General features: G+C 61.0%; 12 protein-coding genes, 1 tRNA gene and 1 pseudogene. 8 read left to right on the top strand and 6 right to left on the bottom strand.

All coding sequences use genetic code 11. The features are described from left to right. Positions 1-159: 159 nt before the first annotated feature. Entirely contained in the window at positions 160-2,901 is a 2,742-nt protein-coding gene (gene acnA / locus ACNFBR_RS15260) for an aconitate hydratase AcnA (protein WP_416735659.1), read from the bottom strand. Between the two features lie 225 nt (positions 2,902-3,126). Between acnA and rlmM the strand changes: the two genes are divergently transcribed. From rlmM to pdxB, 3 genes are all read left to right on the top strand, one after another. Further along, positions 3,127-4,191, top strand: coding sequence for a 23S rRNA (cytidine(2498)-2'-O)-methyltransferase RlmM (gene rlmM / locus ACNFBR_RS15265; protein ID WP_416735660.1), 1,065 nt, complete (start codon positions 3,127-3,129; stop codon positions 4,189-4,191). Positions 4,192-4,535: 344 nt separating this feature from the next. Further along, positions 4,536-4,778: a sulfurtransferase TusA gene (gene tusA, locus ACNFBR_RS15270; RefSeq protein ID WP_012271322.1), complete on the top strand. Its 243-nt coding sequence runs from the start codon at positions 4,536-4,538 to the stop codon at positions 4,776-4,778. A 60-nt stretch (positions 4,779-4,838) separates the two neighbouring features. After that, positions 4,839-5,981 (top strand): 4-phosphoerythronate dehydrogenase PdxB, encoded by a 1,143-nt coding sequence (pdxB, locus tag ACNFBR_RS15275; protein ID WP_416735661.1) that lies wholly within the window; start codon positions 4,839-4,841, stop codon positions 5,979-5,981. 164 nt (positions 5,982-6,145) lie between these two features. Here pdxB and ACNFBR_RS15280 read toward each other — a convergent pair whose 3' ends face one another. Next, entirely contained in the window at positions 6,146-6,319 is a 174-nt protein-coding gene (locus tag ACNFBR_RS15280) for a PA1571 family protein (protein ID WP_416735662.1), read from the bottom strand. A gap of 212 nt (positions 6,320-6,531) precedes the next feature. Here ACNFBR_RS15280 and ACNFBR_RS15285 point away from each other — a divergent pair, with 212 nt between their 5' ends. The 5 genes and pseudogenes from ACNFBR_RS15285 (at position 6,532) to ACNFBR_RS15305 (ending at position 12,645) form a co-directional block, all read left to right on the top strand. Then, positions 6,532-8,295, top strand: a complete 1,764-nt coding sequence (locus ACNFBR_RS15285; RefSeq protein WP_416735663.1) for an ABC transporter transmembrane domain-containing protein — start codon at positions 6,532-6,534, stop codon at positions 8,293-8,295. Between the two features lie 744 nt (positions 8,296-9,039). Beyond that, positions 9,040-9,198: pseudogene (locus ACNFBR_RS15290) on the top strand (HAMP domain-containing protein); the annotation flags it as partial. Between the two features lie 171 nt (positions 9,199-9,369). Further along, complete coding sequence (locus tag ACNFBR_RS15295; protein WP_416735833.1) at positions 9,370-10,083, top strand: methyl-accepting chemotaxis protein; 714 nt, start codon at positions 9,370-9,372, stop codon at positions 10,081-10,083. A gap of 187 nt (positions 10,084-10,270) precedes the next feature. After that, the gene (gene mqo / locus ACNFBR_RS15300; protein WP_416735664.1) at positions 10,271-11,845 is read left to right on the top strand and encodes a malate dehydrogenase (quinone); all 1,575 of its coding nucleotides are present in this window, start codon (positions 10,271-10,273) and stop codon (positions 11,843-11,845) included. A gap of 284 nt (positions 11,846-12,129) precedes the next feature. Further along, the gene (locus ACNFBR_RS15305) at positions 12,130-12,645 is read left to right on the top strand and encodes a hypothetical protein (RefSeq protein ID WP_416735665.1); all 516 of its coding nucleotides are present in this window, start codon (positions 12,130-12,132) and stop codon (positions 12,643-12,645) included. Between the two features lie 243 nt (positions 12,646-12,888). On the opposite strand, the gene ACNFBR_RS15310 is transcribed toward ACNFBR_RS15305, so the two are convergent. The 4 genes from ACNFBR_RS15310 to ACNFBR_RS15325 form a co-directional block, all read right to left on the bottom strand. Next, positions 12,889-13,674 carry a hypothetical protein gene (locus ACNFBR_RS15310; protein ID WP_416735667.1) on the bottom strand — a complete coding sequence of 262 codons (786 nt, stop codon included), beginning with the start codon at positions 13,672-13,674 and terminating at the stop codon, positions 12,889-12,891. Positions 13,675-13,713: 39 nt separating this feature from the next. Further along, the gene (locus ACNFBR_RS15315) at positions 13,714-13,899 is read right to left on the bottom strand and encodes a hypothetical protein (protein ID WP_416735668.1); all 186 of its coding nucleotides are present in this window, start codon (positions 13,897-13,899) and stop codon (positions 13,714-13,716) included. A gap of 417 nt (positions 13,900-14,316) precedes the next feature. Then, positions 14,317-14,393: transfer RNA gene (locus ACNFBR_RS15320), tRNA-Pro, on the bottom strand. An 80-nt stretch (positions 14,394-14,473) separates the two neighbouring features. Further along, positions 14,474-14,695, bottom strand: a complete 222-nt coding sequence (locus ACNFBR_RS15325) for a YgdI/YgdR family lipoprotein (RefSeq protein ID WP_416735670.1) — start codon at positions 14,693-14,695, stop codon at positions 14,474-14,476. Positions 14,696-14,876 lie beyond the last annotated feature (181 nt).

Below are 14,876 nucleotides of genomic sequence, written 5' to 3' on the forward strand. Positions count from 1 at the left end.
GGCTTTCGACCGTTATCGGCAAGCTGCGGGTTTTATTGAATGATTAATTAATTTGCCTGGGTTTGGGGTTCGTCGTTGGCGCCATGGTGCCTGTGAAATCGAGCGCCGGCCCGGGCGGCGCTCGATTACAAGGACGCTGCAAAATCTCAGCCGGGCACCTCAGCCAGCAATCAGTTGGCGCAATACATAATGCAGAATCCCCCCGGCCTTGAAGTACTCCACCTCATTTAGGGTGTCGATCCGGCACAGCACTTCGATCTGTTCCTGCTGGCCATCCTCGTGGGTAATGCGCAAGGGCAGGCTCATGCCCGGGCGAATCTGCGCGCCGTTCAAACCCAGCACATCGATTTGCTCCTTGCCGGTCAGCGCCAATTGCTTGCGGTTGTGCCCGGCCTTGAACTGCAACGGCAGCACGCCCATGCCCACCAGGTTGGAGCGGTGAATACGCTCGAAGCTTTCTGCCAGCACGGCCTTGACCCCCAGCAGGTTAGTACCCTTGGCTGCCCAGTCGCGGCTCGAACCGGTGCCGTATTCCTGGCCGGCAATCACCACCAGGGGTGTGCCTTCCTGCTGGTAGCGCATGGCCGCCTCAAATATCGACAGCTTCTCGCCAGTGGGCACGTGCAAGGTGTTGCCACCTTCTTCACCTCCCAGCATTTCGTTGCGGATACGGATATTGGCGAAGGTGCCGCGCATCATCACTTCGTGGTTGCCACGCCGCGAGCCGTAGGAGTTGAAGTCGCGTGGCTCCACACCTTGCTCGCGCAGGTAGCGCCCGGCCGGGCTGTCGGCTTTGATGTTGCCGGCAGGGGAGATGTGGTCGGTGGTCACCGAGTCGCCCAGCAGCGCCAGCACCCGCGCGCCGTGGATGTCGGCGATTGCTGGAGGCGGCCCGCCGATGCCGTCGAAGAACGGTGGATGTTGGATATAGGTGGAGTCAGCCTGCCACACGTAGGTGGCGGCCTGTGGCACCTCGATGGCCTGCCACTGCGCATCACCGGCAAACACTTCGGCGTATTCCTTGTGGAACATCGCCGTATCGACCTTGGCCACGGCCTCGGCAATTTCCTGTTGGCTCGGCCAGATATCACGCAGGTACACCGGTTGGCCGTCCTTGCCAAAGCCCAGTGGGTCGCGGGTCAGGTCCACGCGCACGCTGCCGGCCAGGGCATAGGCCACCACCAGCGGCGGTGAGGCCAGCCAGTTGGTCTTGACCAGTGGGTGCACGCGGCCTTCGAAGTTGCGGTTGCCCGAAAGCACCGAAGCCACGGTGAGGTCGGCGCTGCCGATGGCTTGCTCGATCGCTTCGTCCAGCGGGCCTGAGTTGCCGATGCAGGTGGTGCAGCCATAACCGACCAGATCGAAGCCAAGCTGGTCGAGGTAGGGCGTGAGCCCGGCTGCCTTGAAGTAGTCGGTGACCACCTTGGAGCCTGGCGCCAGCGAGCTCTTGACCCAGGGCTTGCGTTGCAGGCCTTTTTCCAGCGCTTTTTTTGCCACCAGCCCGGCAGCCATCATCACGCTGGGGTTTGAGGTGTTGGTGCACGAGGTGATCGCGGCAATCACCACGGCGCCATCGCGCAGGGTGTGGGTTTGGCCCTGATGGTTGTAGTCGATCTCGCCGGCCTGGTCGGCGTTGCCCACCGCCACACCACCGCCGCCTTCGCTTTCCAGGCGGCCAACCTCTTTGGCCAGCGGTTTGGGTTGCAGCTCGATGAAGTGGTCGAAGGCCTGGCTGACCTGGCCCAGCGCTACGCGGTCTTGCGGGCGTTTTGGCCCGGCCAGGCTGGCTTCGACCTCGTGCATGTCCAGTGCCAGCGTGTCGCTGAACAGCGGCTCCTGGCCGGGCAGGCGCCACATGCCCTGGGCCTTGCAGTACTGCTCGACCAGTTGCACGGTCGCTTCGGGGCGGCCCGACAGGCGCAGGTAGTCCAGGGTGACCTGATCGACCGGGAAGAAACCACAGGTGGCGCCGTATTCCGGGGCCATGTTGGCGATGGTGGCGCGGTCGGCCAGCGGCAGTTCGGCCAGGCCATCGCCGTAGAATTCGACGAACTTGCCCACCACGCCTTTCTTGCGCAGCATCTGCGTTACGGTCAGCACCAGGTCGGTGGCAGTGATGCCCTCGCGCAGCTTGCCGGTCAGCTTGAAGCCGATCACTTCGGGGATCAGCATCGACACCGGCTGGCCGAGCATGGCCGCCTCCGCTTCGATGCCACCGACACCCCAGCCGAGCACGCCCAGGCCGTTGATCATGGTGGTGTGCGAATCGGTGCCGACCAGGGTGTCGGGGAAGGCATAGGTGCGGCCATCGGCCTCACGGGTCCACACCGTACGGCCCAGGTACTCCAGGTTGACCTGGTGGCAAATGCCGGTGCCCGGTGGCACCACGCGGAAGTTGTCGAAGGCGCTCTGGCCCCAGCGCAGGAAGGCGTAGCGCTCACCATTGCGCTGCATTTCGATGTCGACGTTTTCGCTGAAGGCTTGCGGCGTGCCGTAGCGGTCGACCATCACCGAGTGGTCGATCACCAGGTCGACCGGTGACAGCGGGTTGATGCGTTGCGGGTCACCACCGGCCTTGGCCATGGCGGCGCGCATGGCGGCCAGGTCGACCACGGCCGGTACGCCGGTGAAGTCCTGCATCAGCACCCGCGCCGGGCGGTACTGGATTTCGCGGTCGGAACGCCGTTCGCGCAGCCACTGGGCAAGGGCGCGCAGGTCGTCGCCGGTGACGGTATTGCCGTCCTCCCAACGCAGCTGGTTTTCCAGCAGCACCTTCAGCGACATGGGCAGGTGCTGCAGGTCACCCAACTGGCGGGCAGCCTCGGTGAGGCTAAAGTAGTGGTAGGTCTGGTCGCCTACCTTGAGGGGCTTGAGGGTGTTCAGGCTATCGAGCGAGGGCATTGCCAACTCCTTCTGCACCGGTGCCCGGCAACGATTCACGGTGTTGCCGGTGGCACCGCTCTGTATCGGCCCGCACGGTACGGACCTGGCTGAATGGTCAGGTTAGACCGGTTTAGGCCAACTGACCCTTTTCTGGACCGGCGGGGCGTGTCGCAGGTTCCGAACTTCCTTTATCATCGCCGCCCTGCCGGCGCCTGTGGTGCGCCAGCCGTAGTGGAGTGAGAGATGAATACCCTGTTCATGCATTGCCGGCCCGGTTTCGAGGGTGAGGTTTGCGCCGAAATCAGCGAACATGCCGCCCGCCTGGGTGTTGCCGGCTATGCCAAAGGCAAGCCGCAAAGTGCCAGCGCCGAGTTTGTCTGCAGCGAGGAGGGCGGTGCCGAGCGGTTGATGGGGGAGCTGCGCTTCAATCAGCTGATTTTCCCGCGGCAGTGGGCCCGTGGTGGTTTTATCGAGCTGCCGGAAACTGACCGCATCAGTGTGTTGTTGGCGCAACTGGCCGATTTCCCGGTGTTCGGCAGTCTGTGGCTGGAAGTGCTGGACAGCAACGAAGGCAAGGAGTTGTCCACCTTTTGCCGCAAGTTCGAAGTGCCGCTGCGCAAGGCGCTGGAGAAGGCCGGCCGCCTGGTCGACGACGCCAGCCGCCCACGCTTGCTGCTCAGCTTCATCAGTGGCCGGCGGGTATTTGCCGGGGTTGCTGCAGCCAACAACAGTGCGTTGTGGCCCATGGGCATCCCACGCCTGAAGTTCCCCCGCGAGGCGCCTAGCCGTTCGACCCTCAAGCTGGAAGAAGCCTGGCACCAGTTCATCCCACGTGAGCAGTGGGAGCAGCGCTTGGGTGATGACATGACCGGCGTCGACCTGGGGGCTTCACCGGGTGGCTGGACTTACCAACTGGTGCGCCGCGGCATGCTGGTGACGGCGATCGACAACGGGCCGATGGCCGAGAGCCTGATGGATACCGGGCTGGTTCAGCACCTGATGGCCGATGGGTTTACCTGGCAGCCGAAGCAGCCGGTGGACTGGATGGTGTGCGACATCGTCGAGAAGCCGGCGCGCACTACCTCGCTGATCGAAACCTGGCTGGGTGAGGGGCTGTGCCGCGAGGCGGTGGTCAACTTGAAATTGCCGATGAAGCAGCGTTATGCCGAGGTACGGCGGTTGCTTGATCGCATGGAGGCGACGTTCAAGGCGCGCAAGATTCGGGTGTCGATTGCCTGCAAGCAGCTGTATCACGACCGGGAGGAAGTGACTTGTCACCTGCGTCGGCTTGATTTGAAGCCGCGCTGAGTGCTATGTGCATGCCTTGAGATTTCGGATTGTGTTGAGATCGAGCGCCGCCCGCGCGGCGCATCGCGAGCGAAGCTCGCTCCTACGTTTGTTTCGGGCCAATTATGCCTGTGGCAAGGGCGCGCGACCCTTTGGCGCATGGCGCGATATCGCGTCGTACGAACAAGGCGGTCGCACGCTACCGCCACAGGCGATACTGGCCCGAAACAAATGTAGGAGCGAGCTTCGCTCGCGATGCGCCGCGCGGGCGGCGCTCGATCTCAATGCACACGCAACCCTACATTGCAGCCCCTTGGTCGAAACGGCGCTATGCGCGACAATAGCGATCATTTGCGGAGCCCCCCATGACCGATTTCACCCCCGACGCCGTCCTCGACGCCACCGGCCTGAACTGCCCAGAACCAGTAATGATGCTGCACCAACACGTGCGTAACCTGGCCGCCGGCGGCCTGCTCAAAGTCATCGCCACCGACCCGTCCACCCGCCGTGACATTCCCAAGTTCTGCAACTTCCTTGGCCACGAGCTGCTACAGCAGCAAGAAGACGCCGGCACTTTCCTGTACTGGATCCGCAAAAAAGCCGACTGAATCGCTCTGGATCAAGCCCAGCGTAGCGCCTACACTGCGTTCCCCAGACAGGAGAGCGCCATGCTGATAGTTGCCGACGAGAACATCCCGCTGCTCGATGCCTTCTTCCAGGGCTTCGGTGAAATTCGCCGTTACCCCGGCCGAAGCCTCGATGCCGCCAGCGTCAGGGATGCCGACATCCTGCTGGTGCGCTCGGTGACCAAAGTCGACCGTCAGTTGCTCGAAGGCAGCCGTGTACGCTTTGTCGGCACTTGCACCATCGGCACCGATCACCTGGACCTGGACTACTTTGCCGAAGCCGGCATCCACTGGAGCAGCGCGCCGGGCTGCAATGCCCGCGGTGTGGTCGATTACGTGCTGGGCAGCCTGCTGACCTTGGCCGAGCTGGACGGTGTGGCGCTGCCCGAACGTGTCTACGGCGTTGTTGGCGCAGGAGAGGTGGGTGGCCGCCTGGTGCGGGTGCTGCACGGCTTGGGCTGGAAGGTGCTGGTGTGCGACCCGCTGCGCCAGGCCGCCGAGGGCGGCGACTACGTCAGCCTCGAAACCATCGTGCAACAGTGCGATGTGATCAGCCTGCACACCCCGTTGCAGCGCGGCGGCGATTACCCGACCTGGCACCTGCTGGGGCAGGCGCAGCTCGCACAGTTGCGCCCGGGGGCCTGGTTGGTCAATGCCAGCCGTGGCCCGGTGGTGGACAACGTGGCCCTGCGCGAGCTGCTGCTGGACCGCGAAGACGTGCATGCGGTGCTGGACGTGTGGGAGGGCGAGCCGCAGGTCGATGTGCAGTTGGCCGACCTGTGCACCCTGGCTTCGCCACACATTGCCGGCTACAGCCTGGATGGCCGTCAGCGTGGCACGGCGCAGATCTACCAGGCGCTGTGCCGCTTCCTGCGGGTGGACGAGCAGGTGCAACTGGCCGACCTGCTGCCCCGACCACCGCTGGCGCAGATCGAACTGGATGCCAGTAGCGACCCTGCCTGGGCCTTGGCCACGCTGTGCCGCGCCGTGTACGACCCGCGCCGCGACGATGCCGATTTCCGCCGTAGCTTGAGCGATGACCCGCAGCTACAGCGAGCGGCGTTCGACCAGTTGCGCAAGCACTACCCGCCACGGCGCGAGATCGAGGGGTTGGCCGTGCGCTTGCGCGGGGAGTCGCCGCAGTTGGCGCAACTGGTCAGCGCCTTGGGTGGGGTGTTGGTCTGATTGGACTTTTGCGGCTTTGCTGGCTTCTTCGCGGGCATGCCCGCTCCCACAAGCCCCCACTGAGCTCAAGAGCTGTGCAGTCCCTGTGGGAGCGGGCGCGCCCGCGAAGAAGCCAGCGCTGATTTGCCAGGGTATCCCTGCGCCGGGTTGCAAAAAATCGCCGATCAACCTTTGGCTACGCGCTTGCCCCGGCTTTCTTCCAAGGCCTTGCAGGCCTGTTGGATCATCTGCTCGGTGATCGGCACTTCGCGCCCCTTGGCGTCGATGATCGAACCGCACACCTGTGGTTGCGGGGCGGTCTGAGGCTTCGGGTTGTCACTGCCATGCTGCACACTCATGCACTGTCTCCTCTTCAGGTTCAAGGTCAGGGTAGCCCTGGGCCGTGACTGGCCTGTGACAGCTTCTGTGTCACGGCAGCAACAGTCCAACAGAAACCCCGAGAAAGCTCCATGATCTGTTTAGACCGATGCGTTATAGCACCCTGCAAGCATTCCCCGGGTCGAGATGAGTGTTAGGCTGCGGTTTCCCCACCTTTTGTGGTCGTCACGCCATGCCCGAATCGGTTTCTCCACGTCAACGCCGCGCCTTGCGTCTGGCTTGGCAGTTCGTTCGTCCCTATCGCCGGCAGGTGCTGCTGGCCTTGCTGGCGCTGGTGGTCACCGCCGCCATCACGTTGTCCATGGGCCAGGGCATCCGCTTGCTGGTGGACCAGGGCTTCATGACGCGTTCCGCGCACCAACTCAACCAGACCATCGGGCTGTTCCTGCTGCTGGTGCTGGCCCTGGCGGTGGGCACCTTCAGCCGCTTCTACCTGGTGTCGTGGATTGGCGAGCGTTGCGTGGCCGATATCCGTCGTGCCGTGTTCGATCACCTGATCGGCCTGCACCCAGGCTTTTTCGAAGACAACCGCAGCTCCGAAATCCAGTCACGGCTGACAGCGGACACCACCTTGCTGCAATCGGTCATCGGTTCATCGCTGTCAATGTTCCTGCGCAACGCGCTGATGGTTATCGGCGGCGTGGTGCTGCTGTTCATCACCAACCCCAAGCTCACCAGCATCGTGGTGGTGGCCCTGCCACTGGTGCTGGCACCGATTCTGCTGTTCGGCCGGCGGGTCCGCAGCCTGTCGCGGCAGAGCCAGGACCGGGTCGCCGATGTGGGCAGCTACGTGGCCGAGACGCTGGGGCAGATCAAGACCGTGCAGGCCTACAACCACCAGGCCCACGACCGCGAGTTGTTCGCCGGCACGGTCGAGGCAGCGTTTACCGTGGCCCGCAAGCGCATTGCCCAGCGCGCCTGGCTGATCACCTTGGTGATCGTGCTGGTGTTGGGGGCGGTGGGTGTGATGCTGTGGGTCGGCGGCATGGATGTGATCGCCGGGCGAATTTCCGCAGGCGAGCTGGCTGCATTTGTGTTCTACAGCCTGATCGTCGGCAGCGCCTTCGGTACGCTCAGTGAGGTGATTGGCGAGCTGCAGCGTGCGGCCGGTGCCGCCGAGCGCATTGCCGAGCTGTTGGCCGCGCACAGTGCGATTCTGCCGCCCAGCGCGGCGCAGATGCTGCCACAGCAGCGGGCCAGCGGGCGTATCGAGCTGCAACAGGTGGTGTTCGCCTACCCGTCACGGCCAACGGTGGCGGCCGTCGATGGCCTGAGCTTAACCATCGAGCCCGGGCAGACCGTAGCGCTGGTAGGCCCCTCGGGAGCAGGCAAGTCGACCCTGTTCGATTTACTGCTGCGCTTCTACGACCCTCAGCAAGGACGCATCCTGCTCGACGGCCAGGCGCTTACCGCGTTCGATCCTGACCAGCTACGCCGGCAATTCGCCCTGGTGGCGCAAAACCCCTCGCTGTTCCGTGGCACGGTGGAGGCCAACATTCGCTATGGCCGGCCCGAGGCGACCCTGGCCGAAGTCGAAGCTGCAGCCCGCGGTGCCCATGCCGACGAATTCATTCGGCAACTGCCGCAGGGCTACCAGACATCGCTGGGGGAGGGCGGCATAGGCCTTTCCGGCGGGCAGCGCCAGCGCCTGGCAATAGCCCGGGCATTGCTTGTGGATGCGCCGATCCTGTTGCTGGACGAAGCCACCAGCGCCCTCGACGCGCAAAGCGAGCACTTGATTCAGCAAGCGCTGCCTAGCCTGATGGCAGGGCGTACCACGCTGGTGATCGCCCATCGTTTGGCCACGGTGCAGCATGCCGAGCGCATTGCCGTCATCGACAAGGGCCGGCTGGTGGCGGTGGGCACTCATCGCCAGTTGATCGAAGAAAGCCCGCTGTATGCACGGCTGGCGGCGCTGCAGTTCACCACCGGATAGCTTGTCTTGGCTTTGTAACATTTTTGTAGTGATTGCCTGAGAGAATCTGTTCCAACTGTTGCGTAAGTGCTCGACCTGGCTGCCATCGCTTGATGGCAGCTTTTTTTTGGCCTGCCAGTAATGGGGCCATACAACGGCCTCAGCCTACCCCCTCTGGTTCCGAGACCCTCGATGTTGCGTAAATCCCTCAGAGTGCAAATTCTCTCGCTGCTTGGCGGTAGCGTGGTGGCGATGCTGCTGATTGCCCTGGTGTGCTTCCAGTTCCTGTCGTCCAGCGTACGCGGCTACGCCGAGCTGGTCGACGGGCCGCTGCGGGCCTCGCAATTGATTGACGAAGCCAACCTGCAGTTCAAGGTCCAGGTACAGGAATGGAAGAACGTGCTGCTGCGCGGACGCCAGCCTGCGGAAATGGACAAGTACTGGCAGCAGTTCCAGGCCCGCGAACAGCAGGTGCAACAACTGCTCGGGCAACTGATCGATAACAGCGATGGCAAGCTCAAGGCGCCGCTGCAGCAATTGCGCGACAGCCACCGCCAGTTGGGCCAGGCCTATGCGCAGGGGCGCCAGGCCTTCCTTGCCGCAGGTGGCGACCCGGTGGTGGGCGACCAGGCGGTCAAAGGCGTGGACCGCGCCGCCAGCGAGCAGATGAGTGAGTTGGTCGAGCAACTGCGCGCCGATGCCCGCCAGCGTGCAGACCACATCAACACCCGTGCCGAGCGCACGGTATGGCTGGGCCTGTTGGTGATGCTGGCTTCTGCAGTGTTGGTGGGGCTGCTTAGCCTGTGGTTGGTCAACCGTAGCCTGATCGAGCCGATCCGTCAGTTGATCGAGTATGTGGCGCAGCTCAGTCAGGGCCGCTTTGCCGCCCAGGTCGACAGCCGCCGTGAAGACGAACTAGGGCGGCTGGCGCGGGCGGCCAACACCCTGCGCGACTTCCTTGCCGATACGGTTGGCCGGCTGCAGGACAACGCCCAGGAGCTGGAAGGCGCCAGTGGCCAGCTGCGCAGTATTGCCGGCGACATGGCCCGTGGTACCCATGACCAGTTCCAGCGTACCGATCAGGTGGCCACGGCCATGCACGAGATGTCCGCCACCGCCCAGGAAGTCGCCCGCCACGCCGCCGAGGCTGCCCGCGCGGCGGATGATGCCGACCACAGCGCCCAGGCGGGCGAGCAGGTGATGCAGCAGACCATCGATATCATTGGCGTGGTCAACCGCGAAATCGCTGGCACCGCAGCGGTGATCCGCGACCTGGAGCATGACAGCACGCGCATTGGCAAAGTGCTGGAAGTGATCCGCGGCATTGCCGAACAGACCAACCTGCTGGCGCTCAACGCGGCCATCGAAGCGGCCCGTGCTGGCGAAGCCGGGCGTGGTTTTGCGGTGGTCGCCGATGAGGTGCGCAGCCTGGCTCAGCGCACGGCGGCGTCGATTGCCGAGATTCACCAGATCATCGAAGCGGTACAGTCCGGGGCGGTGGAAGCGGTCAAGGCCATCGAAAGCGGCCAGCAACGTAGCCAGGAAGGGGCCGAACAGGTCGAGCAGGCCGGGCAGATGCTGCAACGTATCACCCAGGCGGTGGAAGCGATCCGCGACATGAACCGGCAGATCGCCACCGCGGCTGAAGAGCAGACCAGCGTGGCCGAAGACATCTCGCGCAACCTGATCGAAATTACCCGCATTGCCACGGCCAACCAGGAAGCGGTACAGCATACCGAGCAAGCGGGGCAACGCCTGCATGGGCTGTCGGGGCAACTGGGCGAAGTCACCTCACGCCTGACTGCCTGACCTTTCAAGAGGGCCGCTGTGCGGCCCTTTGGGGGGAAACCCGCCATCCGATGGGTACGAAACATTGCCCTGTGGCGGATTATCGCCATGCAACCCTTCGATTTACCCCCTATTCATTGCCCCCACCCCAGTTGGCACAATCCCTGCTCCAGGCGGCGCGCGTGCACACAACAACTGGATAACATCAATGAAGAAATTTCTGCTGACGTTCCTCTGCCTGGGCGTCATCGGCTGCTCCAAACCTGCCGAGCCGGAAAAGACCGTCGACGTGCTGTTGATCGGTGGCGGCATCATGAGTGCCAGCCTGGGCACTTACCTCACCGAACTGGAACCGTCCTGGAAGGTCGACGTCTACGAGCGCATGGACCAGGTGGCCGAAGAAAGCTCCAATGCCTGGAACAACGCCGGCACCGGCCACTCCGCATTCTGCGAGCTGAACTACACCAGCGTCGGCAAGGATGGCAGCATCGACATCAGCAAGGCCGTGGGGGTGAACGAGCAGTTCGAAGTGTCCAAGCAGTTCTGGGCCTACCAGGTCGAGCAGGGCGTGCTGAGCAATCCGAAGTCGTTCATCAACAATGTGCCGCACATGAGTTTCGTCTGGGGAGACGAAAACATCGCCTTCCTGCACAAGCGGGTAGAAGCGCTGCAACACAGCTCGCTGTTCCGCGGCATGGAAATCTCCGAGGACCACGAGCAGATTCGCCAGTGGGCGCCGTTGGTGATGGAGGGCCGTGACCCGGGGCAGAAGATCGCTGCCACGCGCATGGCCATCGGCACCGACGTGAACTTTGGCGAAATCACTCGCCAGCTGTTCGCTGCAATGGTTCGCAACCCCAATGTGTCGCTGAATCTGCGCCATGAAGTGCGTGACATCGTGCGCAACGAGGATGGCACCTGGCATGTGGTAGTGGCCGACCTGGCCAAGGGTGGCCAGGAGAAGGCGGTCAACGCCCGCTTCGTCTTCATTGGTGCCGGTGGCGGCGCACTGAAGCTGTTGCAGAAATCGGGCATCCCCGAGGCCGAAGGCTATGCCGGCTTCCCGGTGGGTGGCCAGTTCCTGATGACCGACAACCCTGACCTGGTCGCCCGTCACCAGGCCAAGCTGTATGGCAAGGCCTCGGTCGGCGCACCGCCCATGTCGGTGCCGCACCTGGACACGCGAATGATCGATGGCAAGCAAGTGCTGTTGTTCGGCCCATTCGCCACCTTCTCCACCAAGTACCTCAAGCACGGTTCGCTGCTGGACATGTTCGCCTCGCTGAACAGCCACAACCTGTTGCCCATGCTCAACGCCGGTATCGACAACATCGACCTCAGCACCTACCTGATGGGGCAGTTGATGCTCAGCTTCGATGACCGCATGAACGCGCTGCGCGAGTACTTCCCCAACGCCAAGAACGAAGACTGGAAGCTGTTGCAGGCTGGCCAGCGGGTGCAGGTGATCAAGAAGGACCCAGTACTGGGAGGCGTGCTGCAGTTTGGTACTGAAGTGGTGGCGGCGCAGGACGGCAGCATCGCCGCGCTGCTGGGCGCCTCGCCTGGCGCCTCGACCGCCGCGCCGATCATGCTGACCGTGCTGGAAAAGACCTTCAAGGACCGCATCCAGACGCCGGCGTGGCAGGCCAGGCTCAAGGAGATTGTGCCGAGCTATGGCCAGAAGCTGAACAACGACCTGGCGCTGACCAACCAGACCCGTGCGTGGAGCAGCGAGCGTTTGCAGTTGCTGCACGTGCCGGTAGAGGCTGAAGCCGCGCACTGAGGTTTTCTCGCGCACAACAAAAAGCCCGCATAAAGCGGGCTTTTTCGCAGTATCTGGTCGGAGAGACATCGGCTGAACTCTGACCTACAAGGCGCGTAGCTACTAGCTTCGCTCAATGTGGATCTGTGGAGTTACCACTCTTACTACCACTGGTCGGATCGGCGTGCGGGCTTCGGGGGTGACGCTGGGCGGCACAGGTGATAGCAAATGGGTGGCGCTCTGCTACGCTGAATCTCTACTGCTGTTGGGCCAGAAAACGCGACAGAACATGTCAGGGAACAGTGATGGACACACCATCAAACACACCATCAGCCAGCACGGTCCAAAAGCTCATAAATTTTATTCATGCATTAGCGAATTTAATTAAAAGCTTGGGAGCCATCCTCGGATTTATAACAGCAGCGTATGCTGTAGCTGTTAATTATTTTCCAACAAGCGCCATAGGCGCATTGTTTGCCGGCGCGGGTGACCCATTCGTAGCCACGCAGCGCTTTTCGGAGGGCTTCTTGTACTATGAGGTTGGCAGAAAAGGCGAACAAACGTCTTACGGGAAGTTGGTTGTTCTGCCTGGGGGGGAGTTACCAGATTTTAACACCCTGACTGAAGGTCTTGTTTTACAAGCAACCGACAAGGTTTACCTCAGGCCCAAACCAACAACAGATGAAGATTTTATTCGCGTGCTTGGCAAAGGTCAGTGCTTTACAATACTAAAAATAGACCGAGAACTGGCTGCTGGTGAGCTTCGTAATGCAAAAAATGGCGGTTGGCTCAGAGTCAGAGAAACTACATGCCCACAGTAAAGGTTTACATGTCAGTGCCTTTAAACACCATTTGCTTCGCTCACTGGAATCGCATCAGTTAGCATAAGCGATATCAATGTCTGCAAAGGCCCGTGTGCGGCCCGTCGTCAACGGAGCGGTGCAGGCCCTTGGCGATTCGGGCTGGGGGGCGGCGGACTCGCGGCGGAGGCCTAAGCTGGGCTCCTGCTCTGTCGGCCCGTTGTGGCGGTGGATGGCCGGATCGGCTGTGGGGGCTGGGTCTGCTCACAGTTCAGGCTGGGCGTCGGCGTTGCCTGGGTCGGACGGCGGCTTAATATGTATGGACACTTGAAGGAATTTTATGTTTAACGTTATTGTTTCGTCATAACTAATCACAAGATAATTGCCATCTATGGGCACACCTATTTTCATTCTTTCTGCTGTAGTCTTGGCTTGGTCAAATTTATCTAGCTCCCACCGAAATGCGCCTTTTAAAATTAGCCTGTTCAGCTCTCCGTTATGCCTGTCCACTACGTAATCGACCAGCACCCCGTAATAGAGGATTGGTTTATCGGCGACATTCACTATGGCTGAAATAGTTATAACATTTGCCTCATGCTTTAGGTCGGCGCCCTGTAGCATGTAGTACCAAGGGGCATCCATGCGTAGTAGCCAGCCAAACCAATAATCTTTTCGGTCTAGGCGATGTTTAACGATCATCGTGCGGAGAAATGGAGGGACAAGCCAGCAGAAAAAATACAGGCTTAGGAAGTAAGATGTAATTTTTGCAGTGTCTTTATATACGGCATCGAATAATGAAGCATCATCTTGAGACACTGATGATAGCAGCTTCATTAGTATTTTTATGTCGAGCGTGGAATCAAAAAACCACCATGCTATTATTAGCCATAATACATGCAGCACCAAGGTCCAAAGGAAAGCTTGCCCGACAACTCTACCGAACGGTGAGTAGTCGAAGGTCTCACGTTCCGCTTTTTTGAACTGCGCACGGAAAATAAATCCTGGCGAGACTATGAGAAATATTATAATCGCTGGGAGTGCGATTTCCATTTTCGGTCTTCTTTGTTTTAAAAGGTGGATTAGATAGCTCTAATCCACCTTCTCAAACTTTAGTTCAAAGTTTTGTTTTTCACTGGTGTGCACTGTGATGACTGGGATTTCGGCAGGCTCAGGCTGGGTAGCATCGTCTTGGGCAATAAGGCCGGTCATGAACTCCCGAACGGCTTTAGGGTCCGCCAGCATGAGCTTTGCATTTTCTGACAGTGGGACTTTCATATCAGTCTCCTCTTTATGGATGACACTATAGGTGCTCACCTACGCCGGGGCATCACCGTTGGTCGTTTGAAGGCTACAGCAGATCGCGTCCACGCTTGGTCCGCACCACAGGGGTCGGTTGCTCGGTGCCTTGTTCGCCGGGCGAGCCAGGGTAGGTCGTGATATCACAGATCAATGTGTCCTTGGTCAACTGCCACGCATAATTCTGAGCGGTAGATTGGTAGCCATGACGGTGGCCATCTCGTGGTAACTCCCGAACCGTGGTAATCCTCTACCACTACACTCACAACTGTTTGACCACGGATGCTATCGAGTTTTTTCGGACTAAGCTGGCTAACTGAAGTCGGCGGAAAGGCCCATATTTACTGGGCTAGAGAACGAAAAAGCCCGCACTATGCGGGCTTCTTTATGAGGATTTGGTCGGAGAGACAGGATTCGAACCTGCGGCCTTCTCGTCCCGAACGAGACGCGCTACCTGGCTGCGCTACACTCCGATGAAGAAAATCCTACTGCATCCCGTTTTGGCCCGCAAGCCCTTGTTGTTTATAGGGCCATTGCCGAAACGGGGCCTGGATCAGAGCTCTTTCACAGTGCGAATCTGGTCCTTGTTCAAGCGCGTGCGCTTGCCGTCCAACTGCTCGAACTCGTAGAAGCCGGAGTCTTCATCGTACTTCGGCGTGTCGGTGGCCTGGATTTCGCGACCATCGTTGAGGGTAATGACAGTCGGCGATGCACAGCCGGCAAGAGCGCCCAGGCCCAAGGCGAGCAGGAAGGCGGGAAGGGTCCGTTTGATCATCGTGTTTCTCCAAGTGCGATGGTGCTAGATGACATTTATGACGCAGGACGTTAGTGCAAGTTCACTCCAAGTGCAGCATAGCGACTTATTCGCCCCCTTGATCCAAGGCAAGGCTGATGGGCGCGACGCCGGAAAAGGCGCGCTGTGATATAACTGCGGCCATCTCATCTTGTTGTGACGG

Source organism: Pseudomonas sp. NY11955 (assembly GCF_048068035.1).
GTDB lineage: Bacteria > Pseudomonadota > Gammaproteobacteria > Pseudomonadales > Pseudomonadaceae > Aquipseudomonas.

What these genes read in the sequence shown, in the direction of transcription:
- rlmM (WP_416735660.1), top strand. Translation starts at nt 3,127, where the DNA reads ATGAATACCCTGTTCATGCATTGCCGGCCCGGTTTCGAGGGTGAGGTT.
- ACNFBR_RS15305 (WP_416735665.1), top strand. Translation starts at nt 12,130, where the DNA reads ATGGACACACCATCAAACACACCATCAGCCAGCACGGTCCAAAAGCTC.
- ACNFBR_RS15295 (WP_416735833.1), top strand. Translation starts at nt 9,370, where the DNA reads ATGCACGAGATGTCCGCCACCGCCCAGGAAGTCGCCCGCCACGCCGCC.
- ACNFBR_RS15280 (WP_416735662.1), bottom strand. Translation starts at nt 6,319, where the DNA reads ATGAGTGTGCAGCATGGCAGTGACAACCCGAAGCCTCAGACCGCCCCG.
- ACNFBR_RS15325 (WP_416735670.1), bottom strand. Translation starts at nt 14,695, where the DNA reads ATGATCAAACGGACCCTTCCCGCCTTCCTGCTCGCCTTGGGCCTGGGC.
- ACNFBR_RS15315 (WP_416735668.1), bottom strand. Translation starts at nt 13,899, where the DNA reads ATGAAAGTCCCACTGTCAGAAAATGCAAAGCTCATGCTGGCGGACCCT.
- acnA (WP_416735659.1), bottom strand. Translation starts at nt 2,901, where the DNA reads ATGCCCTCGCTCGATAGCCTGAACACCCTCAAGCCCCTCAAGGTAGGC.
- ACNFBR_RS15285 (WP_416735663.1), top strand. Translation starts at nt 6,532, where the DNA reads ATGCCCGAATCGGTTTCTCCACGTCAACGCCGCGCCTTGCGTCTGGCT.
- tusA (WP_012271322.1), top strand. Translation starts at nt 4,536, where the DNA reads ATGACCGATTTCACCCCCGACGCCGTCCTCGACGCCACCGGCCTGAAC.
- mqo (WP_416735664.1), top strand. Translation starts at nt 10,271, where the DNA reads ATGAAGAAATTTCTGCTGACGTTCCTCTGCCTGGGCGTCATCGGCTGC.
- ACNFBR_RS15310 (WP_416735667.1), bottom strand. Translation starts at nt 13,674, where the DNA reads ATGGAAATCGCACTCCCAGCGATTATAATATTTCTCATAGTCTCGCCA.
- pdxB (WP_416735661.1), top strand. Translation starts at nt 4,839, where the DNA reads ATGCTGATAGTTGCCGACGAGAACATCCCGCTGCTCGATGCCTTCTTC.